Origin of the sequence: Streptomyces sp. NPDC007025, from assembly GCF_042869455.1 — a bacterium.
Classification (GTDB): Bacteria; Actinomycetota; Actinomycetes; order Streptomycetales; family Streptomycetaceae; genus Streptomyces.
The window spans coordinates 492,869-515,569 of sequence record NZ_JBIAFT010000004.1 but is presented as its reverse complement, the minus strand read 5'-3'; the positions used below and the strand labels follow the sequence as shown (position 1 = coordinate 515,569).

Genomic DNA, 22,701 nt, shown 5'->3' with positions numbered 1-22,701 from the left:
AGCGTGAGGGAAACGCCCGGTCACATTTCGAACCCGGAAGCTAAGCCTTTCAGCGCCGATGGTACTGCATGCGGGAGCGTGTGGGAGAGTAGGACGCCGCCGAACTCATTGTGGGGAGAGCCCCGTCGGAGACATCCGACGGGGCTCTCTCACGTTCAGGGCCGATTCGGGTTCCGGGCCTCGGCCTTCCGTCGGCCGGCGGACTGACGAGGACTCGGGACGACCGAATGGTGATCCCATGACGACGCCCGGCGCTTCACCGAGCAACTCGGCACCAGCCCAGGTCAGTGGCTGCTCGACCAACGTATCGACGCGGCACGCGTCCTGCTGGAACAGACCGACCTTCTGGTCGAAGCCGTCGCCACCCGCGTCGGACTCACCTCGGCAGTCAACCTGCGCCGCCGCTTCCGGGCGCATCTCGGCACCACTCCCGGCGCCTTCCGACGCGCCTTCGGCCAGATCTGAGGGCGGGGCCGGGCGGCGGGTCCGCTGGTGTGAGCGGACCACCCGACCACCGTGCCTCTGCGGGGAATCGGCCGGAGCCGACAGGGCCTTGCCCACTGTTCACAGCCGTCCCGCCGCTTTGAGGGAGAGGTAGGTGTCGGTCAGTGCGGAGGCGAGACGGGACGGGGGCTCGTCCACGACAGTCGCACCGTGCCGGCGCAGACGCTCTGCCGTCTCCTGCCGTTCCGCCAGCGACTGTGCTGCTGCCGCCGCGCCGTACACCGCGTCGAGAGTGCCCCGTCCGTCCGCCATCTCCTCGATGCGGGGATCGGATACCGAGGCGACAACAACGGTGTGCCGTCGGGTGAGGAGCGGCAGGACAGGCAGCAGACCCTCGTCGACCGGCGCTCGGTCGAGTCCGGTCAGGAGGATCAGAAGCGACCCGCTGGGTGTCGTACGGAGGGCTCTTGCCGCCAGAGTCCGCAGGTCGGATTCCGTGAGAGCGGGTTCGAGAGCAGCCATGGCCGCTACGAGCGTGGGCAGAGTGTCGGTACCGGCGCGCCCCGTGACGCTCGTCCTGGTGACACGGTCATGGGCGAGCAGGTCGACGCGGTCGCCGGCGCGGACGGCCGAGGCGGCCAGGAGCAGTGCCGCGTCCATGGCCACGTCGAGGCGAGGAACGTCACCGACGCGGCCTGCCGAGGTACGGCCCGTGTCGAGGACGAGCAGGATCCGCCTGTCCTGCTCGGGCCGCCAGGTGCGGACGGCCACATCCGCACGGCGCGCTGTGGCACGCCAGTCGACGGAACGGGTGTCGTCTCCGGGTGCGTAGTCCCGCAGGCTGTCGAACTCGGTCCCCTCGCCGCTGGTCAGGATGCTGGTGTGGCCGTCGAGTTCGCGGAGGCGGGCCAGTTTGCCCGGCAGGAATCTCCGGCTGGGGAAGGCGGGAAGGACGCGGACGGTCCAGGGGACCTCGTGATGCCCTTGGCGGGCGGCGAGCCCCAGGGGGCCGTGCGAACGGACCGTGACACGTACGGCTTCGCGGTCCCCGCGGCGGGTGGGCTGGAGCCGGGTGGTGACACGGCGCCGCTCTCCCGGGGGTACGCGGAGCCGATGGCGGCTGGCGCGGGCGGAGCTGTCCGGCGGCCAGCTGCTGGGCGGCCAGGCGTCGCGGAGATCCGCGTTGAGGGTGCGACTGCTGGGATTCGTGACGACGAGAGAGACGAGTGCCTGTTCGCCAAGTCGAACTGAGGTGTCACCGCTTCGGGTGAACAGGAGCTGACTCACTGGCGCCGCCAGGAGCAGGTCGGTCACGATGGCAATCAGCAGGAGAAGCTCGACGGCGAGGATCCCGGTCCAACTGGGCAGCAGGAAGCCCACGATGAGCGTGGCCAGGGCGGCCGCGAGGGCCGTTCTGCCGGTGAGGGCCATGGTGGGAACCGGAATTCTCAGCGGGGAACTGGGGTGTGGGTGAGAACGGAGTGCAGCACGCTGTCAGAGGTGACGCCTTCCATCTCGGCCTCGGGCCGTAGCCGGACGCGGTGTCGGAGCGCTGGCGGGGCGAACGCCTTGACGTCGTCCGGCGTGACGTAGTCGCGGCCGGTGAGCCAGGCCCAGGCGCGGGCGGCGGAGAGCAGAGCGGTAGCGCCTCGGGGGGAGACCCCGAGGGAGAGCGAGGGGGAATCGCGGGTGGCACGGCAGATATCGACGACGTAGCCGGTGACGTCGGAGGACACGGTGGTCCGGGCGACGGCTGCGCGCGCGGCTTCGATCTCGGCGGGGCCCGCGACGGGGCGTACGCCCATGGCGGCCAGGTCCCGGGGGTCGAAGCCCTCGGCGTGCCGGGTGAGTACATCGAGTTCGGTCTCGCGCGAGGGGAGCGGGATGTTCAGTTTGAGCAGGAAGCGGTCGAGCTGTGCTTCGGGCAGGGGATAGGTCCCCTCGTACTCGACGGGGTTCTGGGTGGCGGCGACCAGGAAGGGATCGGGAAGCGGGTGTGGTCGGCCGTCGACAGAGACCTGGTGTTCCTCCATCGCCTCCAGCAGGGATGCCTGCGTCTTGGGCGGAGTGCGGTTGATTTCGTCGGCGAGCAGGAGATTGGTGAAGACCGGGCCGGGCTGGAAGGAGAACGTGGCCGCGCGCGAGTCGTAGATCAGTGAACCGGTGACATCGCCGGGCATCAGGTCCGGGGTGAACTGAACCCGCTTGGTGTCGAGTTCGAGTGCGGTGGCCAGTGTGCGCACGAGGAGTGTCTTGGCGACGCCCGGCACGCCCTCGAGCAGTACGTGCCCTCGGCACAGCAGGGCGATGACGAGTCCGGTGACTGCGGCGTCCTGTCCTACGACAGCCTTGGAGATTTCCTCACGGAGGGCTTCGAGGGCGCTGCGGGCGTTGTCTGCGGAGGGGGAGCTCACGGGGTGATGTCCTTGTCTGTCCTTCGACGGTGCTGCTGGGAGCCGACGGGGGCGAAGAGTTCTTCAAGGCGGTCGAGTTCGTCCGCGAGGTGGAGCAGCGCGGTGTCGTTCGCAGGAGAAGAGCCGAAGAGGAGGGAGCGGATCCTGGCCTCGTCGTATGCCGGTTCAGCCGGTTCGGGTGATGCTCGGTGGACTCCTCGTGCGGCCAGGGCAGGGACGAGAATCTCGCGGTCGTGGGCCTGCGGGCGAGGCACCCCGGCCAGGAGGGCGAGCCGGCCGCGGCAGGCGGCCCGGAGGGTGTCGGCCGCATGGGCACGGTCCTTGGCTTTGCGGTAGAGGCGGGACCTTCCCGCTGTCGTCTCGGCCGCGGGCACGGCGACGGGAAGCTGTTCGGTGACGAGCGGGCCCAGCCGCCGTGCCCTCCACAGGGCGGCGAGGAGGGCCGCGACGGCGAGCTGTACGGCCGCCCAGGACCAGCCGCCGGGCAGCAGGTCGAAGAAGCTGCGCTCCTCGCCGGTGGAAGGAGCTGCAGCGTCGGAGGGGAGGTACCAGAGGAGTTGTGGATGTGCTCCGAGGAGTTGGAGGGCCAGGGAAGCGTTGCCGAGGTGGTCGAGGTGTTCGTTGCGGAGGAGGTCGGGCGTGCCCAGGAGGACGGTGTCGCCGCGGGATGGCGAGTGGAGGCGCAGCAGGGTGGCGCGGCCGTTCCGCGGATAGCAGCTCTCGGCGAGTCGGGCGGTGGCGCTGTAGCGGTGTCCGCCCAGATCCGCATCGCCGGCACGGCGGGCCGCGGCCAGGTCGCAGTCCGGACGTGTCGGCTGGACGGGCAGGGCGGCGAAGGTGCGTATGCCGGGGATGAGAGCGGAGGTCGTTCTCGCATCCGGTGCCAGCAGGACGGTGCGGCCGGAGCCTTCGGCCGCCTTGCGGACGGCGGTCCGCTGGTGCTCGGTGAGGGAGTCGGGGAAGGGGACCAGGAGTGTGGAGTCGTGCCCGGCTTCTTGGCGCAGCGCTGCGGAGTCGGTGAGGACCGTGGTGTGCACGCCCCGGTCGGTGAGGAGACGGGCGAGGGCTTTGCTGCCGTCGGGGGAGGCCGAGCGGGGGTCCAATGGGGCGGTGTGCTCGGCGGAGCGGAGTGCGGCGAGGGCCACCCCGGAGACGGCGAGGATCGCGGCGGCGAGCAGGAGCCCGCGGGCCCGCTGCCATATGTGAGGTGCGAGGGGCGAGGTGGACGTGGGGGCCGTGGTCGTCACACAGCCCACCCGTGGGATGCCGGCGCTGCGGAGGTGCGGTTCGCGAGCGGGGCGGGGGTGGTGCGGAGGAGGGCGTTGTCCAGGTCGCGAAGGTGGGCGTAGTCGGCGGGGTCGGCCGGCCGGCCGGCGTAGCTGACCTCGTCGAAGGTGCGGGCAGCGGCGCGCAGCCGATCGGCGAGCTGGGGGAGGTCGACGGCGGCCTCGCTGGTGGCTTCGTCGGCTGTGCGGCCCGGACGGGGGTCGAGCAGCGCGCGCTCCTCCAGGGAGCGGACCAGTGCGCGCATCCGCTCCTGGACGGCCGGGGTCCAGTGGTCGGCCCGGGCGTGGGATTCGGCGGCTGTGCGGTGGTCGGCCGCGCTGCGGAGCCGGTCGGGGAACAGGGCCGCGGAGCCCGTGGTGCGCCTTGTGCGGAGGGCGCCCAGACGGAGGCGGAGAGCGACGAGGAGCAGGGCGAGGACGAGGACCAGGACCGTGAGGCCCACGGATCCGCCCGGGGCGGCTTCGGCGGCGGTGCGGAGCAGGTCGCCGAGGCGGTCCCACAGCCAGTCGAGGACGCGATGCAGCAGGGAGGGGTCGTGCTGGTGGTACTCGGACCGGGACAGTTCCCGCTCGGCGTCCTCGCGGGCCGGCAGCCGGGGGGCGGTGACAGGGCCGTCGCCCTCGTCGGCGGTGGCCGCCCGGTGGAGAGCGGCGGCACTGCAGCGGGAGAGCGTGTCGATGTGTCCCCCCGGCACGGTGTCAGCTTCCTGCGGCGGGGGGCTCGGTGTCCTGGTGCTCGAAGCCGGGGACACCCGCCGCGCGGGCCAGTTCGAGGTCGAGAGCCTCGCGGCGGATGCGTTGGTCGAGGTAGAGGAGGGCGGTGATGCCTGCGCTGAGGGGAAGGGCCACGGTCGAGGCCAGGACGGAGCCGATGCCGTTGATGACGAGGGAGGTCCAGGTCGTCGCGGCCGCGGGGTCGGTGAGGGTGTCGCCGCCGCTGACGAGTGTGGAGACGGCGGTGGTCGGCAGCGAGACCACGAAGGAGATGGCGGTGATCAGAACCAGGGTGAGCAGCTGGATGCCCAGGATGCGCCACCAGCTTCCCGTCACCAGTTTGGCCGAGCGCCGCATGGCGTCGGACAGCCCCTGCTTCTCCAGCATCAGCGCGGGCGGCGCGAGGCAGAACCGGACCCAGACCCAGGCCGCGGCGGCGATTCCGCCGAGCAGCCCGAAGAACAGCAGGAGGAGCGCCGGTCCGACCGGGCCCGCGAGCGCGACGAGGATCCCGGGGAGCAGACAGCCGAGGAGAACGAGGCAGACCAGAAGAGGAAGGAGGAGGAGCAGACCGAGCAGGCGGGGGAGCTGGGGGCGTGCGTCGCGCCATGCCTCACCGGGGGTGACCCGGCGGCCGAGGACCGCACGGCTGACGACCACGGTGAGCATCGCGGTGGCGACCACGGTGCCGAGCATGCCGACGACCCAGGTCACGCTCAGAGTGCTGAGTGTGTCGGTGAGGGCCTTGTTCAGCTCCTCGAGGCTGGGTTCGTCGTTCTTGGTCAGCGCCTCGAACGCGGTGGAGTCGCCGAGCCAGAGGCGCATGGTGAGGACCGAGACGAGCTCGGTGAGGACGGCGACGACGAGGGCGATCCCCAGTGCGGTGCGCCAGTGGGCGCGCATGGCGCTGACGGAACCGTCCAGGATCTCGCCGATGCCCAGGGGGCGGAGCGGGACGACGCCGGGCTTCGCGGCCTGCGGCGGGTGTGCCCAGGCGGTGGGCGGGCCGTTGTGGTTCCAGCCCCGGGCGGGGCCGGGGCCCGCTGTCCGTCCTCGGTGGCCGCCGGGGTGCTGCCGCGGGATCTGTGCCCGGCTGCTGCGCCGGCCGTGGCTGTCGTCCTGGCCGTCCCAGTTCCATCCCTGGGGGGCGGCCGGTGGCTGGTCGGCGGCCCAGTTGCGGGGGCGGTCGTCCGCCTCGGGTCGCGGTGCCTCGGGTGCGGCGCGCTCCGTGTCGTCGCCCGTCGGCTCCCCGGCGTGCCGTCCGGGCGTGCCGGAGGGGCGGGGGTCGGGCGAAGCGGATCCGGGCGAAGCCCGGTCCGGGGAGTCGTTCACGTGAGGTCACCTCGTGTAATCCCGGGCCTGGTGGGCTGCCCATCGTGCCACGGGGTGGTGCGGGTGCGGCCAGTCGGGAGCCTGCGACGCCCTTCAAGGGGCCCGCGCCGAGCGGGCAGACTGGACGGATGGCTGACGAGTGTGTGCCCGTGATCCGTTACGAGGAGTCACCGGAGGGGCCCGCTGTGGTCCTTCTCGACCAGACCCGGCTGCCGGTGGAGGAGGCGGAACTGGTGTGCGCGGATGTGCCCGCGCTGGTGGCGGCCATCCGGTCGCTGGCGGTGCGGGGTGCGCCGGTTCTGGGTATCGCCGGTGGTTACGGGGTCGCCTTGGCGGCGGCGCGGGGTTCCGACGTGGCGGAGGCCGCGGAGCAGCTGGCGCATGCCCGGCCGACGGCGGTGAATCTCGCCTACGGGGCACGGCGGGTGGAGGCCGCGTATCGGGAGGCTGCCGACGGCGGAGCGGTGCACGCGGCTGCCCGGGCGCTGGCTGCGGCGCGGGCGCTGCACCGGGAGGACGCCAAGGCGAGCGAGCGGATGGCCGGGCACGGGAGGGAGCTGCTGGCGGGTCTGGTGCCCGACGGCGGATTGCGGATCCTGACACACTGCAACACCGGGAGGCTGGTGTCCGGTGGTGAGGGCACGGCCCTGGCCGTGGTGAAGGCCGTGCACCGGGCCGGTGGGCTGCGGCGGCTGTGGGTGGGGGAGACGCGTCCGCTGCTGCAGGGGTCGAGGCTGACGGCGTACGAGGCGGCCGAGGCGGGGATGGCCTACAGCGTGCTGGCGGACGGCGCGGCCGGGTCGCTGTTCGCGGCCGGTGAGGTGGATGCGGTGCTCGTGGGTGCCGACCGGATCGCGGCGGACGGTTCGGTGGCCAACAAGGTCGGCACGTATCCGCTGGCGGTGCTGGCGAGTCACCATGGGGTGCCGTTCGTGGTGGTGGCTCCGGTGACCACGATCGATCCGGAGACGGAGCGGGGCAGCGGTATCGAGGTGGAGCAGCGGGCGGCACACGAGGTGACGGTGGGGCCCGGAGCCGGGCCGGGACGGGGTCCGGGGGGCGCCGGCGGGGGCCCGGCGCTGGCTCCGGTGGGGGCGCACGCCTACAATCCGGCGTTCGATGTGACGCCGTCCGCCCTGGTCACGGCAGTGGTCACGGATGAGGGGACTGCCTCTCCCGTGACGGCCGCCAGTATTGCGGAACTGTGTTCCACATCACGAAAGCGAGCGTCACGATCGGCTAATGGGATGATGAAGGCATGAAGGGACGCGTCCTTGTCGTCGATGACGACACCGCACTGGCAGAAATGCTCGGCATTGTGCTGCGCGGAGAAGGTTTTGAACCGTCGTTCGTCGCGGACGGCGACAAGGCGCTCGCCGCCTTTCGGGAGACCAAGCCGGATCTGGTGCTCCTCGACCTGATGCTGCCGGGAAGGGACGGGATCGAGGTGTGCCGCCTGATCCGGGCGGAATCCGGGGTACCGGTGGTCATGCTCACGGCCAAGAGCGACACGGTCGACGTGGTGGTCGGGCTCGAGTCGGGGGCCGACGACTACATCGTCAAGCCGTTCAAGCCCAAGGAGTTGGTGGCGCGGATCAGGGCGCGGTTGCGGCGTTCCGAGGAGCCCGCGCCCGAGCAGCTGGCCATCGGCGACCTGGTGATCGACGTGGCCGGGCACTCGGTCAAGCGGGAGGGCCGGTCCATAGCCCTGACCCCGCTCGAGTTCGACCTCCTGGTGGCCCTGGCGCGGAAGCCGTGGCAGGTCTTCACCCGCGAGGTGCTGCTGGAGCAGGTGTGGGGCTACCGGCACGCGGCGGACACCAGGCTGGTCAATGTGCACGTGCAGCGGCTGCGCTCGAAGGTCGAGAAGGACCCGGAGCGGCCGGAGATCGTCGTGACCGTGCGGGGTGTGGGCTACAAGGCCGGGCCGGGCTGAGATGGTCCGGAACACCGCACCGAACCGCACCGGTGGGGGGCGGGGAACAGGCCGCGAATCCGACGTGTCCAAATTCGGACGCCTGTGGAGGAGTGGGGTCCTGTTCTCCGACGGTCTGCTCCCCGAGGGGGCGACCGGCCCCGGCGCGCGCCCCATGGTGCGGTTCTTCGTGCGGTGGGTGCGGAGGCCGCTGCTGCCGGTGATGCGGCTGTGGCGGCGGAACATCCAGCTTCGGGTGGTTGTGGCGACGCTGCTGCTCTCGCTCGGGGTCGTGCTGCTTCTGGGGCTCGTCGTCATCGGGCAGGTCCGCAACGGCTTGCTGGAGGCCAAGGAGCAGACCGCGCAGAGCCAGGCCTCCGGCGGCTTCGCCGCCGCCGAGCGGATGGCGGACAGCGCCGGCAGTGGCCCCAGCGGCGGTGAGGACAGCATCCGGGGCAGCAGGGGTGCGCAGAACTCCGGCACCTGGTTGACCAACCTGGTCGAACAGCTTGCCAGCAGCGGCCGGGGCGTCTATTCGGTGGTGGCGCTCGGTTCCGACAACAGCGAGTCGCCCTTTCTCGGCAACAGCAGCCTCACCACGCGCGGCCCGCGCGCGGGCGGCGACATCCGTCCGGAGAGCATCCCCGCCGACCTGCGCAAGGCTCTCGACGACGAGCCCGGCCCGCACCGCCGGTACGCCCGGGTCTATCAGCAGGACTCGGGCCGTGAACCGGCGCTGATCGTCGGCAAGCGTCTCAACGACGCGCGCGGCAATCCCTTCCAGCTCTACTACGTCTTCCCCTTCACCCAGGAGGAGGAGTCGCTGAGCCTGGTCAAGGGAACGCTGGCGACGGCCGGGGTGTTCGTCGTGGTGCTGCTGGGCGCGATCGCGTGGCTGGTCGTGCGGCAGGTGGTGACACCGGTGCGGATGGCGGCCGGGATCTCCGAGCGGCTGGCGGCCGGGCGGCTCCAGGAGCGGATGAAGGTCACCGGCGAGGACGACATCGCCCGGCTGGGGGAGTCGTTCAACAAAATGGCGCAGAACCTCCAGCTCAAGATCCAGCAGTTGGAGGAGCTGTCCCGGATGCAGCGCCGTTTCGTCTCGGATGTCTCGCATGAGCTGCGGACGCCCTTGACGACGGTGCGGATGGCGGCCGATGTGATCCACGAGGCGCGTGAGGACTTCGACCCGGTGACCGCCCGCTCGGCTGAGCTGCTGCTCGGGCAGCTCGACCGGTTCGAATCATTGCTGGCGGACCTGCTGGAGATCAGCCGGTTCGACGCGGGCGCCGCCAACCTCGAGCCGAGCGCCGTCGATCTGCGGGACGTGGTCCACCGGGTGGTGGAGGGCAGCGAGCCGCTCGCCGAGCGCAAGGGCAGCAGGATCCTGGTGAAGGGTGACGAGCAGCCCGTGGTCGCCGAGATGGACGGCCGCAGGATCGAGCGGGTGCTGCGCAACCTGGTCGACAACGCGGTGGAGCACGGCGAGGGTCGCGATGTGGTGGTGCGGCTCGCGACCGGGGGCGGTGCCGTGGCGGTGGCCGTGCGGGACTACGGCGTCGGTCTCAAGGAGGGCGAGGCCGAGCGCGTGTTCAACCGCTTCTGGCGGGCCGACCCGGCCCGGGCCCGCACCACGGGTGGTACCGGACTGGGGCTGTCCATCGCGCTGGAGGACGCCCGGCTGCACGGTGGGTGGCTGCGCGCCTGGGGTGCGCCGGGCGACGGATCGCAGTTCCTGCTCGTACTGCCCTGCACAGCCGGGGAGCCGCTGCGCGGCTCTCCGCTGCGGCTGGAGCCCGAGGACTCGCGTCGGAAGCGGGAGCGGGCCAGGGAGCGGGAGCGGCAGGCGGTCGCGGCGGGGACCGCGTCGGCCCCGGCCGCCGGCGGGTCGCGGAACGACGAGCGGTCAGGGCACTCCGGAGAGGAGCGGAGATGAGAGCGGCGGAGGAGCGTACACGGCGGCGCGGAACCGCCGCGCGGCGGCGGCGTGCGCTGATCGTGCTCGCCGCGTGCGGGGCGCTGCTGGCCGGGTGCGCGTCGATGCCGGACGGAGGCAAGGTCAAGCACGTCAACTCCTCGCACCGCAGCGGAACCGACTCCCAGGTGCGGGTCTACAGCGTCAGTCCGCAGCAGGGCGAGGCGCCGACCCAGATAGTCCGGGGCTTTCTGGAGGCGACGACCAGCGACGAGGCCACATTCCGCACCGCGCGCGAGTACATGACCCCCGACATGGCTCGCAGATGGGACCCGTTCGCGTCGACGACGGTGCTCTCGGACGCGCCGGGTGCGGTGAAGGCGCCGCCTGAGAGCACGGCTGTCAAGGGCGGCTATTCGGTGGAGGTCTCGGGCGACCGGATGGCCGAGGTGGACAGCAAGCACGCCTACTCGCCCTCCGAGGGCAAGTACAGCGAGGTCTTCCGGCTGACCGAGGTGAAGGGGGAGTGGCGCATCGACGAGATGCCGGACGGCCTCGTGCTCGGCGAGTCCGACTTCCAGCGCATCTACCGCCCCATCAACACTTACTACTACGCGCAGCTCGGGCCGGACGCGGATTCGATCACTGACGGACAGAACGTGCTCGTCGCCGATCCGGTCTATCTTCGGCGACGCATCGACCCGGTCACCGAGACGGTCTCCGCGCTTCTGCAGGGCCCGTCCGGCTGGATCGACCCCGTCGTCGGTTCCTCGTTCCCGCGCGGCAGCCGCCTGGCGCGCGGACAGCACCTCTCGCTCGACGACTCGGGCGTCCTGCGGCTGCGGCTCAACGCCCGCGCTGCCGAGGCCGGCGGCAGGCGATGCGCGCGGATGGCGGCGCAGGTGCTGTACTCCGTGCAGGACCAGGCGTCGGCGAAGGTCGGCAAGGTGGAACTGGCCGGTCCCAAGGACCGGCAGCTCTGCTCCCGGACCCGGGAGCAGGTGGCCGCATACCAGCCGGGCCGCCTCAACGGCAGTGCCAAGCGGGCGTACTTCATCGACGGCAAGCACCGCGTCGCGTCCTTCAAGCGCAAGAGCGCGTCGGCGCGGCCGGTCGAGGGCCCGCTGGGCAGCGGGCGGGTGGAGATGGGCGCGGTCGCGGTCAACCGGATCGAGAGCGAGGGCGCTGCCGTCTCGCGCGGCCGGCGCGCCCTCTACGTCGCCTCCCTGGAGGGCAGCAGCGCCACCACCGCGCTCGGTGATCCGGTGCTCACCAGCGCGGCGGAGAAGGAGAAGGACCGGCTGACGGCGCCGAGCTGGGACGGACTGGGCGACCTGTGGGTCGCCGACCGGGACCCGGACGCTCCTCGGCTGCTGCGGCTGCGCAGCGGCAAGGAGCAGCCCGACGAGGTGAGGGTGCCGGACCTGGGCGAGGACGAGCGCATCGAGTCGCTGCGGATCGCCTCCGACGGGGTGCGGATCCTGCTGCGGGTGCGGGACGGCGAGGGCCATGCCTCGCTGCAACTCGGCCGGGTGGTACGCGGGGGGACGGCGAAGAACTCCCGGGTGACGGTCGAGCAGCTGCGTCCGGTCGCTCCCCAGCTGGTGGACGTCTCGGCGGCCTCGTGGGCGGGCGGCAGCCGCCTCGTGGTGGTGGGGCGCGAGTCGGGGAGCGTGCAGCAACTGCAGTACATGGAGACCGACGGCTCGGTCTCCGACCAGCCGACGCTCCCGGGGATCACCGACGTGACGGGGGTCGCCGCCTCCGAGGACGAGAGCAAGCCGCTGCTCGCCGACTCCGAGGACGGCATCGTGCGGCTGCCCCCCGACGCGAACTGGCGGATGCTCACGGAGCACGGTTCGGCCCCCGCTTACCCGGGCTGAGCCCGCCACCCGGCGTGCCGCGCCGCAGCCCGGGCCGGTCTCCTGACCGCGGTGTCGCGGCGCGTGGGCGCTGCCACCCCGGGCTCGGTCCGCGGGCGTTCGGGGAGTTTTCCACAGGGGTGGTGGCGCCGGATCCCCGGCGCCAGAGTGGGGGCATGTCGAGGACCTTGCTGGGAATTCGGCGGGAACTCGCAGGTCTGGTGCTGCCCGTGGGGTGTGCCGGATGCGGTCGCCCGCCTACGCGGGACCGCTTGTGCGAAGAGTGCAGCAGCGTGCTGAATGGCGCGGTGCCGCGGCGGGTCCGTCCCTCGCGCGTACCGTCCGGACTGCCGCAGGTGTATGGAGCCCTCACCTACACCGACGAGGCCCGAGCCGCGCTGCTCGCTCACAAGGAGCGCGGTGCCCTGGGCCTGGCCGCGCCGCTGGGAGCGGTGCTCGCACGTGCCGTCGAACGCGCCTCGCGTGCGACGGCCAGCTCTGCGCCGGCCGCACCCGTCCGGGGCGGGCCGTCCGTCGCGGCAGGCCGCCGGCCGGCACGGCGCCCTGTCCCGATCCTGCTCGTTCCGGTGCCCTCCATGCGGCGGGCGGTCGCGGGGCGGGGGCACGATCCGGTGCGGCGCATGGCGCGGGAGGCCGCGGCCGTGCTGAGAGGCGGGGGCATGGCCGCGCAGGTGCTGCCGGTGCTGTGCCTGCGCCGGAGGGTGGTCGACCAGGCGGGGCTTGGCGCAGCGCAGCGGACCGCGAATGTTGCCGGAGCTCTGGAGACGGTGCCAGGCGGCGCACGGCTGCTGGGCCGGGGCCGGGTCGTGCTGGTGGACGATGTGATGACGACGGGCGCGACGCTCGCGGAGGCGTCGCGGGCGCTGGGCGGGGTGGCCTCGGCCGCGGTGCTCGCGGTGCGCTCGGTCGAGTGATCAAGAAGAACGGAAAGTTGCCTGGCGTGACGCGATGGAACTATCAGATCGGGGACGTCGTTGCAGGTGATACCAGGGTTCACTCCCCTGATCGGAGGTACGTGCCGGTAGGGGGTGCCGAGCCTCCCCCAGTGGAGGTACGTTCGGATTGAGTGGCGATCTCTCCTCCGGGGGAGAAGGAGGTGAAACTCGCAAGCCGACTCGAGCCGGAGAGCCAAACGGCGGGAGGGCCGAGCCTCCGGCGTCAGTGCACCAAGGATGGTCGCACGGAGATGTGGGACCGTCCGGGAACGGAGTTCTGCGTGGACATCGTCGTCAAGGGTCGCAAGACAGAGGTGCCCGACCGGTTCCGCAAGCACGTGGCCGAAAAGCTGGAGAAGGTTCAGAAGCTCGACGGCAAGGTGATCAACCTTGAGGTCGAGGTGGCCAAGGAGCACAACCCCCGGCAGGCCGACCGTTCCGACAGGGTTGAGATCACCCTGCGTACGCGTGGACCGGTCATTCGTGCGGAGGCAGCAGCCTCCGACCCGTACGCGGCGCTCGACCTGGCCTCCAGCAAGCTGGAAGCCCGGCTGCGCAAGCAGGCCGACAAGCGTCGCGTCCACCGCGGCGGCAGCCGCGCACCGATGAGTGTGGCGGCGGCGACCGCCCACCTCGCGTCGGAACTCAACGGAGAACTGGACGCCGCCGCCGGATCGGTGGCCGTTGCCTCGGAGGCCGAAGACCAGCCCGTGGTCACCAAGATGGGACCGCTGGAGGTTCGCGGTGAAGGACCGCTCATCGTCCGCGAGAAGACGCACGCGGCAGCGCCGATGACGCTGGATCAGGCGCTCTACGAGATGGAGTTGGTGGGCCATGACTTCTATCTGTTCGTCGACTCCGAGACCAAGCAGCCCAGTGTCGTCTACCGGCGGCACGGCTATGACTACGGCGTGATTCATCTGGAGCCGGACCCGTTCGTACAGGAGCCGCCGCCCGGAGCGGGCGGGGCGTTGGGCGGCTGACACCGTCCGGCGCCGGTCAGGTGCGGTCCATCGGCGATCCGCCGGGCATGGCCCGGCACCCGCTCTGCGCACCACCGGCTTGATGTTCGCGCCCCCGGCCGGATCTCGGGACCCGGCCGGGGGCGTCGGCATGAGTAACATCAAGGCCCGGGCCAACCTCCGTTGGCCGGAGCGGGGTTGGTGGGAGATCAGGGTGCAGGGGGAGGAACGATGGTGGACAGCTTCGGGCCCGTGATGCCCGTGCCCGACGCACACCCGGGCCCGGTGGCGGAGGAGGAGCTCTACGAGCGGGAGCGGCGCAAGGAGCCGATCCGGGTGCTGGTCGTCGACGACCACGCGCTGTTCCGGCGTGGGTTGGAGATCGTGCTGGCCCAGGAGGAGGACATCCAGGTCGTCGGAGAGGCCGGGGACGGGGCCGAGGCGGTGGACAAGGCGGCGGATCTGCTGCCCGACATCGTGCTGATGGATGTGCGGATGCCGAAGCGGGGCGGGATCGAGGCGTGTACCTCCATCAAGGAGGTCGCACCGAGCGCGAAGATCATCATGCTGACGATCAGCGACGAGGAGGCCGACCTCTACGACGCCATCAAGGCGGGTGCGACCGGGTATCTGCTGAAGGAGATCTCCACGGACGAGGTCTCCACGGCGATCCGGGCCGTGGCCGACGGCCAGTCGCAGATCAGCCCCTCGATGGCGGCGAAGCTTCTCACCGAGTTCAAATCCATGATCCAGCGCACCGACGAGAGCAAGCTGGTGCCCGCGCCCAGGCTCACCGACCGGGAGCTGGAGGTGCTCAAGCTGGTGGCCACCGGGATGAACAACCGGGACATCGCCAAGGAGCTCTTCATCAGCGAGAACACCGTGAAGAACCACGTCCGCAACATCCTGGAGAAGCTTCAGCTCCACTCCCGGATGGAGGCCGTGGTCTACGCGATGCGGGAGAAGATCCTCGAAATCCGCTGACGCGCGGGCAGCGGACCGCCGTGTGCGGACGGAGAGCACCGCGAACGGGCGGCAGGCTGCCGCCCGCGTGCCGAGAGCCGCCGAGGTGCGGGCGGCTCACCCGCCCAGCGCGTCGAGGGCGCTGCGGAGCCGGGGCCGCAGCTCCTCGGGAGCGCAGCGCTCCACCCGCACCGCGTCGCAGCCCACCCATGCGGCGGCTTCGCACAGCGCCTGCGCCATCGGTTCCACGGCCTTTGCGCTCTCCAGGGACAGCTGGCGGGCGACCAGCGTGGTGCCCTCCCGGGCGGGGTCCACCCGGCCGACGAGCTCGCCGCCCGCCAGCAGCGGCATCGCGAAGTAGCCGTGCACCCGCTTCGGCTTCGGCACGTACGCCTCCAGCCGGTGCTGGAAGCCGAAGACGCGTTCGGTGCGAGGGCGGTCCCAGACCAGCGAGTCGAACGGGGAGAGCAGCGTCGTACGGTGCCGGCCGCGCGGTGCGGATTCCAGGGCCGCCGGGTCGGCCCAGCCGGGTTTGGGCCAGCCCTGCACCCGGACCGGCACCAGCCCGGTGTCCGGCAGCACCGACTCCACCTGTTCGGCCTTGAGGCGGTGGTAGTCGGCCAGATCGGCCCGGGTGGCGACGCCCAGCGCCGAGCCCGCCTGGGTGACGAGCCGACGCAGGCAGGCGCGGTCGTCCAGGTCGTCGTGGAACAGGGCGCCGGGGATCGCGCGCTCCGCGAGGTCGTAGACGCGCTTCCAGCCGCGCCGCTCGGTGACCACGACCTCCCCGATGTCCAGCAGCCACTCGACCGCGATCTTGCTCTCGGACCAGTCCCACCACTCGCCGCCGTTCCGGCCGCCGCCCAGGTCCGCCGTGGTCAGCGGGCCCTCCGCACGGAGCCGGTCGCGCACGGCGGCGCACGAGCCCTCCCGGTCCTTCATCCGGTGCCAGCGGTGGCCGCGGTCGCGGAAGGCGCGGCGGCGGAAGGCGAAGTGCGGCCACTCCTCGATCGGCAGCACGCACGCGGCGTGCGACCAGTACTCGAAGCTGTGCGCTCCGGACCAGTAGGCCGACTCCACGGCCTGCCGTCCCACGGCGCCCAGCCGGGCGTAGGGCACCAGCTCGTGCGAACGGGCCAGGACCGAGATCGTGTCCAGCTGCACCGCGCCCAGGTGCCGCAGTACTCCGCGTGCTCCTGCCCTGCGGTCCGGGGCTCCCAGCAGACCCTGGGCACGCAGTGCGATCCGCCGGGCCTCGGCGGCGGAGAGGGAGGCCTGCGGCACGTGGGTGCCGTCGGCCGGGACAGCGGTGGCAGGCAGACCGGTCGTCATGCGGCACACCCTAGGCGGGACCACTGACACTCCCCGCGCCGAGGCGTCGGCCCCGGGCGGCCGGCGGGCGGCGGGGGCCGCCGAGCGGCTTCCGGGCGCCTGCCCGACCCGCACGCCTCCCCGCACCCGGCCGTGACCGTGCTTCCCGGAGCGCCCGTGCTGCTGCCCCGTCTCCCGCGGCGCCTGCCCGCGCGGGGCGGTGCGCGGGAGCCACGCGGAGTGTTCCGCGGGAGCCACGCGGGCTGTTCCGCGGGAGCTATCCGCGCGGCGGCGAGGGCAGGTAGGGGGTGGACTGCGGGTGGCCCAGGTCCGAGGGGAGCAGGGCGGCGACGCGGGCGTCACGGCGTGTTCCCCTGTGCACGATGCGTGCCCGCGCGATCCCCTCCTCCACGAAGCCGAGCCGTTGCGCCACGGCGCGTGACCCGGTGTTCTCCACCTGGGCCAGCCACTCCAGTCGCTCCACTCCCAGCGCGGTGAACGCCCAGTCCGCCACGGCACGCGCGGCCTCCGCGGTGTAGCCCTTGCGCCGGTGGCCGCGTGCTGTCCAGAAGCCCAGTTCGGCCTGGCGTTCGGCGGTGTGCAGGGAGAGTCGGACCAGTCCCATGGAGCCCACCAGTTCGCCGCCGGGGCCGCCGCCGTCCGCGGCACGGCCGCCTTCCGCACCGCCGTCACCGCCCGCGTCCGCGCCGTCGCCGGGGGCGCCGCGGGTGAAGACGCCGAAGTTGTACATCGTGTCCTCCCGCCAGCCGTTCGCGCTCACACCGCGGACGAACTCCTCGGCGTCCTTGAGCGTGTACGGTTCGGGCACCGGGACGAAGCGCTGGATGTCCGGATCGTCGCAGGCCGCGGCGAGCGCCGCCGCGTCCCACTCCTCGAAGGGACGCAGCAGCAGCCGCCCGGTGCGCAGTGTGATCGGTTCCATGGACCGATTGTGCCGCCGGGGTCCCCGGCACCTTCGGGGGCTCCGGCACGTTGGGGGTACAGGGGCAGTCGTCCCTCGCATACGATGGCCGGTGCGGTACAGGCCCTCGGCAAGGAGAGGACCTCGGTGATCCGCACCGATATCCGCACTGACCGTGCAGACCGTGCCAGGCCCGACCGGCAAGGAGCCACCTTAAGTGTCCGTCTTCGGCAAGCTCATGCGTGCAGGTGAAGGGAAGATCCTGCGCAAGCTGGACCGCGTCGCGCGGCAGGTGAATTCCATCGAAGAGGACTTCGTCGACCTGTCCGACGCCGAGCTGCGCGCGCTCACGGACGAGTACAAGGAACGGTACGCCGAGGGCGAGAGTCTGGACGACCTGATGCCGGAGGCGTTCGCGACCGTCCGCGAGGCCGCCAAGCGTGTGCTGGGCGAGCGGCACTACGACGTCCAGCTGATGGGCGGCGCCGCGCTGCACCTCGGCTACGTGGCCGAGATGAAGACGGGTGAGGGCAAAACGCTGGTCGGTACGCTGCCCGCGTATCTGAACGGGCTGTCGGGCGACGGCGTCCACATCGTCACGGTCAACGACTACCTGGCGCAGCGCGACTCCGAGTGGATGGGCCGGGTGCACCGCTTCCTCGGGCTCGAGGTCGGCTGCATCGTCGCCAACATGTCCCCCGCCGAGCGCCGCGAGCAGTACGCCTGCGACATCACCTACGGCACCAACAACGAGTTCGGGTTCGACTACCTGCGCGACAACATGGCGTGGTCGAAGGACGAACTGGTGCAGCGGGGACACAACTTCGCCATCGTCGACGAGGTGGACTCGATCCTCGTCGACGAGGCCCGTACGCCGCTGATCATCTCCGGCCCCGCCGACCAGGCCACGAAGTGGTACAGCGACTTCGCGAAGCTGGTCAAGCGGCTGGAGAAGGGTGAGCCCGGCGACCCGCGCACCCAGAAGCCGGAGACCGGCGACTACGAGGTCGACGAGAAGAAGCGCACGGTCGGCATCCACGAGTCCGGCGTCGCCAAGGTCGAGGACTGGCTGGGCATCGACAACCTCTACGAGTCGGTCAACACCCCGCTGGTCGGGTATCTCAACAACGCGATCAAGGCCAAGGAGCTCTACAAGAACGACAAGGACTACGTCGTCATGGACGGCGAAGTCATGATCGTCGACGAGCACACCGGCCGTATCCTCGCCGGGCGCCGCTACAACGAGGGCATGCACCAGGCGATCGAGGCCAAGGAGGGGGTGGACATCAAGGACGAGAACCAGACGCTCGCCACGATCACCCTCCAGAACTTCTTCCGCCTCTACAACACCCTTTCGGGTATGACCGGTACGGCCATGACCGAGGCCGCCGAGTTCCACCAGATCTACAAGCTCGGCGTGGTCCCCATCCCGACCAACCGCCCGCTGGCCCGGGTGGACCAGGCCGACCTGATCTACCGCACCGAGGTCGCCAAGTTCGACGCGGTCGTGGACGACATCGCGGACAAGCACGAGTCGGGGCAGCCGATCCTGGTCGGCACCACCTCGGTCGAGAAATCCGAGTACCTCTCCAAGCAGCTCACCAAGCGCGGCGTCGCACACCAGGTGCTCAACGCGAAGAACCACGAGCGTGAGGCGCTGATCGTCGCGGAGGCGGGCCGCAAGGGCGCGGTCACGGTCGCCACCAACATGGCCGGCCGCGGTACCGACATCAAGCTCGGCGGCAACGCCGAGGGCATGGCGGAGAACGAGCTGCGCGACCGCGGGCTGGACCCGAACGAGCACCCGGAGGAGTGGGCGGCGGCCCTGCCCACCGCGCTGGACAAGGCCGAGAAGTCGGTCAAGGCGGCCGTGGACGAGGTCAAGGAGCTGGGCGGCCTCTACGTGCTGGGCACCGAGCGCCACGAGTCGCGCCGGATCGACAACCAGCTGCGCGGCCGCTCCGGCCGGCAGGGCGACCCGGGCGAGTCCCGCTTCTACCTGTCGCTCGGCGACGACCTGATGCGGCTGTTCAAGGCGCAGATGGTGGAGCGCGTGATGGCCATGGCCAACGTTCCCGACGACGTCCCGATCGAGAACAAGATGGTGACCCGCGCCATCGCCTCCGCGCAGTCCCAGGTCGAGCAGCAGAACTTCGAGATCCGCAAGAACGTCCTCAAGTACGACGAGGTGCTCAACCGGCAGCGCGAGGTCATCTACGGCGAGCGCCGCCGGGTCCTGGAGGGCGAGGACCTGCACGAGCAGGTGCGGCACTTCATGGACGACACGATCGAGGCCTACGTCCAGGCCGAGACCGTCGAGGGCTTTGCCGAGGAGTGGGACCTGGAGCGGCTGTGGAGCGCCTTCAAGCAGCTCTACCCGGTGCAGGTGAGCATCGAGGAGCTGGAGGAGGCCGCGGGCGACCGCGAGGGTCTGACCGCCGACTTCATCATCGAGGCGATCAAGGACGACATCCGCGAGCAGTACGACGCGCGTGAGCAGGAGCTGGGCTCCGAGATCATGCGTGAGCTGGAGCGGCGCGTGGTGCTGTCGGTGCTCGACCGCAAGTGGCGCGAGCACCTCTACGAGATGGACTACCTCCAGGAGGGCATCGGCCTGCGTGCGATGGCCCAGAAGGACCCGCTGGTCGAGTACCAGCGGGAGGGCTACGACATGTTCCAGGCCATGATGGACGGCATCAAGGAGGAGTCGGTCGGCTACCTGTTCAACCTGGAGGTTCAGGTCGAGCAGCAGGTCGAGGAGGTGCCGGTCGAGGACGAGGCACCGGCGCCGTCACTGGAGAAGGAGGGGGCGCGCGACGCCGTGCCGGCCGGTGCGGGCGCGGGGCCGGCCCCCGCGATCCACGCCAAGGGGCTGGACCAGCCGCAGCGCCCCGACCGCCTGCACTTCTCGGCGCCGACCGCCGAGGGCGGCGTCGTCGAGCGCGATCTGGACACCAGCGAGACGGCGGACGAGGACGGCGGCGGTCCGGTCCGCTCGTCGGCCGACGGCCTCACCCGCGCCGAGCGCCGCAAGGCCCAGAAGGGGCGCAAGAAGCGGAAGTAGCGCGCGGCGCGGCCCGCCGCGCGCCGGCCGCCGTTTCGGCGGCCGGCCGGGGCGGCTCGCGCACTCCTACGCGGCCCGAGGGGCCGGGCACCCGGTGCCCGGCCCCTCAGCCGTGTCCGGTGGCTCCTCGGCCGTGGTCCGGTGGTGGCCCCTCAGTCGTGCCCTGTGGTCCCCCGCCGGGCCCGGCTGCGCCTCCGCCGGGTCCGGGGCTCCGTGCGCCCCCGCGGGATCGGGGCGCGGTCAGCCGTCGGCGGCGCCGTCGAGCTCGATGGCGGTGCAGCGCCAGCGGTTGTCCGGGCACCATTCCAGGCGGAACGCCATGGCGCGCTGGTGGGCGCCGGTGGCGATGCGGGCGAAGGCTTCGATGACACCGGGCCGCGGCTGGGTGCCGCGAGCCTCCAGCACCTCGGGTGCCGTGCGGTCCGCGCCGCGCGGGCGCAGCGGTGCCGAGGGGGCCAGGGCGGTCAGCCGGTCGTAGGCGGGTCCTCGGACGTGGGCCAGCAGGGTGTGGACGGGGCACTGGCCGCTCAGCACCAGCAGCAGCCGGTGGGCGAACCAGAACGGGGGCCGGCCCTGGCGGGCGCGGTGGGCCGCTGCCCGGAGCGCGGAGTCGGCGGGGCGGCGGCTGTCGCGCCGGGTCGGCGGCCGGGTGGGTGCCGGGCGCGGGCCGCGCCTGCGGGGCTGACGTCCGGATGCCGGGTCGGAGACGGGCGTCGTCATGGGCTCCCTCGGGGTGTGTGCCGGGACCCGGCGAGCGAATACCGGGCGGTAACTGGCTGGACGGCAACGGTTCTAGCGGCGGAACGCGGGGTGCCGCAATGCGCGGGGGCGGCCCGGTGCGGGGCCGGGGCAGATTCCCCTATCCGGTGGGGGCGACCCGTGGGTGTTGACTCCGCGCCGTGTTCACCTGCGGGTTCGTTCGGCCGCCGAGCAGGGCGCCGTGCGGCGCGTGCCCGTATGCTGACGGGGCATCCGGTCCCGGCGATACACGAAAGCGGCAGCCCATGCGCGTCTATGTCCCTCTGACCCTGCCCGCACTGAGCGAGGCGCACGGCGCGGGTGAGCTGGGACCGGCGCCCGTCGAGGCGTACGCGGTCACCCCCGGGCTGCGCGCGTGGTGGGGCTCGGAGGACGCGGAGGAGCTGGAGTACGCGGCGCTGCGGCAGGCCGCCGGTGCTGCGCTGCGGCTGCTCGCCGACCAGCACGAGGCGGCGCGCCGCCGGGTCGTCGTCGCGCTGGAGGCCGCCGACGAGGCCGTCGTCCCCGACGAGGAGGGCGACGGGTCCCGGGGCGGCGCGGAGGCGGATGCCGGGGCCGTGGGCCGGGTCCGGCTGACCGCCGCCGTCCCGCTGACCAAGGCGGCCGCAGTCCACCTCGACGCGGAGGACGCGGTGGACGACGTGACCGCCGCGGTCGGTGCGCTGTCCGCGGCGCTCGCCGGTGACGAGCGGGCGGAGCAGGTGGTGGACCGGGCCGACGACCACGAGCTGCTGTGGTTCGCCACCCAGGAGATCCCCGCGCTCGTCGGCTGAGAGGCCGCCGTCGGCGGCCGACCGGCCGCAGACGGGCCCCGCGCGGAGGCGAGCGGTCGCCCGCGGGGGGCGGGAAATCGGTGTCGCGATGTCAGTGCCGTCTCCTACCGTCGGCTGCATGGTCCTGGGGCGAGAAGAGCGGTCCGCGCACATTGTGTGGGACTGGAACGGCACGCTGCTGCACGACATCCATACGGTCATCGAGGCGACGAACGCCGCGTTCGGCGAGCTCGGTATGCCGAGCATCACACTGGAGCGGTACCGGGAGCTGTTCTGCGTACCGGTACCGCGCTTCTACGAGCGGCTGCTCGGCAGAATGCCCACCGACGACGAGTGGCGGGTGATGGACGAGACCTTCCACCGGTACTACTGGGCGCTGGCGCCGCGGGCGGGGCTCGCCGAGGGAGCCGCCGAGCTGCTGGCCGCCGGGCGTTCGGCGGGCCGCACCCAGTCGCTCTGCTCGCTGGCGCCGCACGACCGGCTGCTGCCGCTGCTGCGTACCTACGGCATCGAGGAGCACTTCGTGCGGGTGGACGGCTCGGTCGGCCCCTCCGGTGGCGGCAAGGCGGCGCAGATGGTGCAGCATCTCGCCGCGCTCGGCGGGGTGGAACCGCGCCGCACGGTGGTGATCGGGGACGCCGTGGACGACGCCTCGGCGGCCGCGCACGCGGGGGCCCGTGCTGTGCTGTTCACCGGCGGCTCGCACAGCCGGGCCAGTCTGGAGGAGGCGGGTGTCCCGGTGGTGGACACCCTGCACGAGGCCGTCCGGACGGCGGAGCTGCTGGCGGCGGAGCCGTGACCGGACCGTCGGGGGCGTGGGAGCGGGCCGGGGCGGCGGCCCGGCGCCGCAGCGGCCGTACGGATCACGGCCCTACGGATCACGGCCCCCGGCAGAGCCGCACGGAGCACGCCGACAGCTGCCGGCACGCCCCCGGCGGCCCGAAAGGGGGAACCGTCCGGGCCCCGCGCACCGTCTCCAGGAGCGTGCCCCCGGAACGCCGCTTTGCCAGAAATTTTCCCGGACCCGGCCCAACTGGCCGGTTCGGAGAAGACGATCTCGGCGTTCTCCCTATTCGTACATATAAGGCCCATGACGTGTCGGCGGCCGG

General features: G+C 71.9%; 18 protein-coding genes, 1 rRNA gene and 1 pseudogene. 12 read left to right on the top strand and 8 right to left on the bottom strand.

Features of this window, described 5'->3' with window-relative positions; all coding sequences use genetic code 11:
* Both rrf and ACFYMO_RS10995 read left to right on the top strand, forming a co-directional pair.
* Positions 1-105 (top strand): 5S ribosomal RNA (gene rrf / locus ACFYMO_RS11000); the annotation flags it as partial.
* Between the two features lie 141 nt (positions 106-246).
* Positions 247-465 (top strand): annotated as a pseudogene (locus ACFYMO_RS10995) (helix-turn-helix domain-containing protein); the annotation flags it as partial.
* Positions 466-564: 99 nt separating this feature from the next.
* On the opposite strand, the gene ACFYMO_RS10990 reads toward ACFYMO_RS10995, so the two are convergent.
* Genes ACFYMO_RS10990 through ACFYMO_RS10970 form a run of 5 tightly spaced genes read right to left on the bottom strand, consistent with a single transcriptional unit; the run spans position 565 to position 6,190 of the window.
* Positions 565-1,875 (bottom strand): DUF58 domain-containing protein, encoded by a 1,311-nt coding sequence (locus ACFYMO_RS10990; RefSeq protein WP_366773158.1) that lies wholly within the window; start codon positions 1,873-1,875, stop codon positions 565-567.
* A gap of 17 nt (positions 1,876-1,892) precedes the next feature.
* Complete coding sequence (locus ACFYMO_RS10985) at positions 1,893-2,858, bottom strand: MoxR family ATPase (protein ID WP_366773159.1); 966 nt, start codon at positions 2,856-2,858, stop codon at positions 1,893-1,895.
* A complete protein-coding gene (locus ACFYMO_RS10980; RefSeq protein ID WP_388545663.1) occupies positions 2,855-4,105 on the bottom strand; it encodes a DUF4350 domain-containing protein in 1,251 nt (416 codons plus the stop codon). Before ACFYMO_RS10980 ends, ACFYMO_RS10985 begins: the two co-directional genes overlap by 4 nt.
* Positions 4,102-4,839, bottom strand: a complete 738-nt coding sequence (locus ACFYMO_RS10975) for a DUF4129 domain-containing protein (protein ID WP_388545660.1) — start codon at positions 4,837-4,839, stop codon at positions 4,102-4,104. Before ACFYMO_RS10975 ends, ACFYMO_RS10980 begins: the two co-directional genes overlap by 4 nt.
* 4 nt (positions 4,840-4,843) lie before the next feature.
* Positions 4,844-6,190, bottom strand: coding sequence for a glycerophosphoryl diester phosphodiesterase membrane domain-containing protein (locus tag ACFYMO_RS10970; RefSeq protein WP_366773162.1), 1,347 nt, complete (start codon positions 6,188-6,190; stop codon positions 4,844-4,846).
* Between the two features lie 128 nt (positions 6,191-6,318).
* Between ACFYMO_RS10970 and mtnA the strand changes: the two genes are divergently transcribed.
* From mtnA to ACFYMO_RS10935, 7 genes are all read left to right on the top strand, one after another.
* Complete coding sequence (mtnA, locus tag ACFYMO_RS10965; RefSeq protein ID WP_366773163.1) at positions 6,319-7,452, top strand: S-methyl-5-thioribose-1-phosphate isomerase; 1,134 nt, start codon at positions 6,319-6,321, stop codon at positions 7,450-7,452.
* Entirely contained in the window at positions 7,449-8,126 is a 678-nt protein-coding gene (gene mtrA, locus ACFYMO_RS10960) for a two-component system response regulator MtrA (RefSeq protein ID WP_019354225.1), read from the top strand. Before mtnA ends, mtrA begins: the two co-directional genes overlap by 4 nt.
* 1 nt (position 8,127) lies before the next feature.
* A complete protein-coding gene (mtrB, locus tag ACFYMO_RS10955) occupies positions 8,128-10,041 on the top strand; it encodes an MtrAB system histidine kinase MtrB (protein ID WP_388545656.1) in 1,914 nt (637 codons plus the stop codon).
* Positions 10,038-11,903, top strand: coding sequence for an LpqB family beta-propeller domain-containing protein (locus tag ACFYMO_RS10950; protein ID WP_388545653.1), 1,866 nt, complete (start codon positions 10,038-10,040; stop codon positions 11,901-11,903). The genes mtrB and ACFYMO_RS10950 overlap by 4 nt, the downstream gene beginning before the upstream one ends.
* 335 nt (positions 11,904-12,238) lie before the next feature.
* Positions 12,239-12,817 (top strand): ComF family protein, encoded by a 579-nt coding sequence (locus tag ACFYMO_RS10945; RefSeq protein WP_366773166.1) that lies wholly within the window; start codon positions 12,239-12,241, stop codon positions 12,815-12,817.
* Positions 12,818-13,119: 302 nt separating this feature from the next.
* Positions 13,120-13,821 (top strand): ribosome hibernation-promoting factor, HPF/YfiA family, encoded by a 702-nt coding sequence (hpf, locus tag ACFYMO_RS10940; protein ID WP_366773167.1) that lies wholly within the window; start codon positions 13,120-13,122, stop codon positions 13,819-13,821.
* Between the two features lie 210 nt (positions 13,822-14,031).
* A complete protein-coding gene (locus tag ACFYMO_RS10935; RefSeq protein WP_366773168.1) occupies positions 14,032-14,784 on the top strand; it encodes a response regulator transcription factor in 753 nt (250 codons plus the stop codon).
* A 96-nt stretch (positions 14,785-14,880) separates the two neighbouring features.
* Here the strand turns inward: ACFYMO_RS10935 and ACFYMO_RS10930 are convergent, their stop codons facing one another.
* Positions 14,881-16,095 (bottom strand): DNA glycosylase AlkZ-like family protein, encoded by a 1,215-nt coding sequence (locus ACFYMO_RS10930; RefSeq protein WP_366773169.1) that lies wholly within the window; start codon positions 16,093-16,095, stop codon positions 14,881-14,883.
* Positions 16,096-16,351: 256 nt separating this feature from the next.
* Entirely contained in the window at positions 16,352-17,017 is a 666-nt protein-coding gene (locus tag ACFYMO_RS10925; protein WP_366773170.1) for a GNAT family protein, read from the bottom strand.
* Between the two features lie 196 nt (positions 17,018-17,213).
* Between ACFYMO_RS10925 and secA the strand changes: the two genes are divergently transcribed.
* On the top strand, positions 17,214-20,060 hold the full coding sequence (gene secA, locus ACFYMO_RS10920; protein ID WP_388545647.1) for a preprotein translocase subunit SecA: 2,847 nt from the start codon (positions 17,214-17,216) through the stop codon (positions 20,058-20,060).
* A 240-nt stretch (positions 20,061-20,300) separates the two neighbouring features.
* On the opposite strand, the gene ACFYMO_RS10915 is transcribed toward secA, so the two are convergent.
* The gene (locus tag ACFYMO_RS10915) at positions 20,301-20,780 is read right to left on the bottom strand and encodes an Rv3235 family protein (RefSeq protein ID WP_366773172.1); all 480 of its coding nucleotides are present in this window, start codon (positions 20,778-20,780) and stop codon (positions 20,301-20,303) included.
* Between the two features lie 284 nt (positions 20,781-21,064).
* Here ACFYMO_RS10915 and ACFYMO_RS10910 point away from each other — a divergent pair, with 284 nt between their 5' ends.
* Both ACFYMO_RS10910 and ACFYMO_RS10905 read left to right on the top strand, forming a co-directional pair.
* Positions 21,065-21,592: a DUF6912 family protein gene (locus ACFYMO_RS10910; RefSeq protein WP_366773173.1), complete on the top strand. Its 528-nt coding sequence runs from the start codon at positions 21,065-21,067 to the stop codon at positions 21,590-21,592.
* 118 nt (positions 21,593-21,710) lie between these two features.
* On the top strand, positions 21,711-22,391 hold the full coding sequence (locus ACFYMO_RS10905; protein WP_366773174.1) for an HAD family hydrolase: 681 nt from the start codon (positions 21,711-21,713) through the stop codon (positions 22,389-22,391).
* Positions 22,392-22,701: the final 310 nt, after the last annotated feature.

What these genes read in the sequence shown, in the direction of transcription:
- ACFYMO_RS10990 (WP_366773158.1), bottom strand. Translation starts at nt 1,875, where the DNA reads ATGGCCCTCACCGGCAGAACGGCCCTCGCGGCCGCCCTGGCCACGCTC.
- mtnA (WP_366773163.1), top strand. Translation starts at nt 6,319, where the DNA reads ATGGCTGACGAGTGTGTGCCCGTGATCCGTTACGAGGAGTCACCGGAG.
- mtrA (WP_019354225.1), top strand. Translation starts at nt 7,449, where the DNA reads ATGAAGGGACGCGTCCTTGTCGTCGATGACGACACCGCACTGGCAGAA.
- mtrB (WP_388545656.1), top strand. Translation starts at nt 8,128, where the DNA reads ATGGTCCGGAACACCGCACCGAACCGCACCGGTGGGGGGCGGGGAACA.
- ACFYMO_RS10950 (WP_388545653.1), top strand. Translation starts at nt 10,038, where the DNA reads ATGAGAGCGGCGGAGGAGCGTACACGGCGGCGCGGAACCGCCGCGCGG.
- ACFYMO_RS10935 (WP_366773168.1), top strand. Translation starts at nt 14,032, where the DNA reads ATGGTGGACAGCTTCGGGCCCGTGATGCCCGTGCCCGACGCACACCCG.
- ACFYMO_RS10930 (WP_366773169.1), bottom strand. Translation starts at nt 16,095, where the DNA reads ATGACGACCGGTCTGCCTGCCACCGCTGTCCCGGCCGACGGCACCCAC.
- ACFYMO_RS10925 (WP_366773170.1), bottom strand. Translation starts at nt 17,017, where the DNA reads ATGGAACCGATCACACTGCGCACCGGGCGGCTGCTGCTGCGTCCCTTC.
- ACFYMO_RS10915 (WP_366773172.1), bottom strand. Translation starts at nt 20,780, where the DNA reads ATGACGACGCCCGTCTCCGACCCGGCATCCGGACGTCAGCCCCGCAGG.
- ACFYMO_RS10910 (WP_366773173.1), top strand. Translation starts at nt 21,065, where the DNA reads ATGCGCGTCTATGTCCCTCTGACCCTGCCCGCACTGAGCGAGGCGCAC.
- ACFYMO_RS10905 (WP_366773174.1), top strand. Translation starts at nt 21,711, where the DNA reads ATGGTCCTGGGGCGAGAAGAGCGGTCCGCGCACATTGTGTGGGACTGG.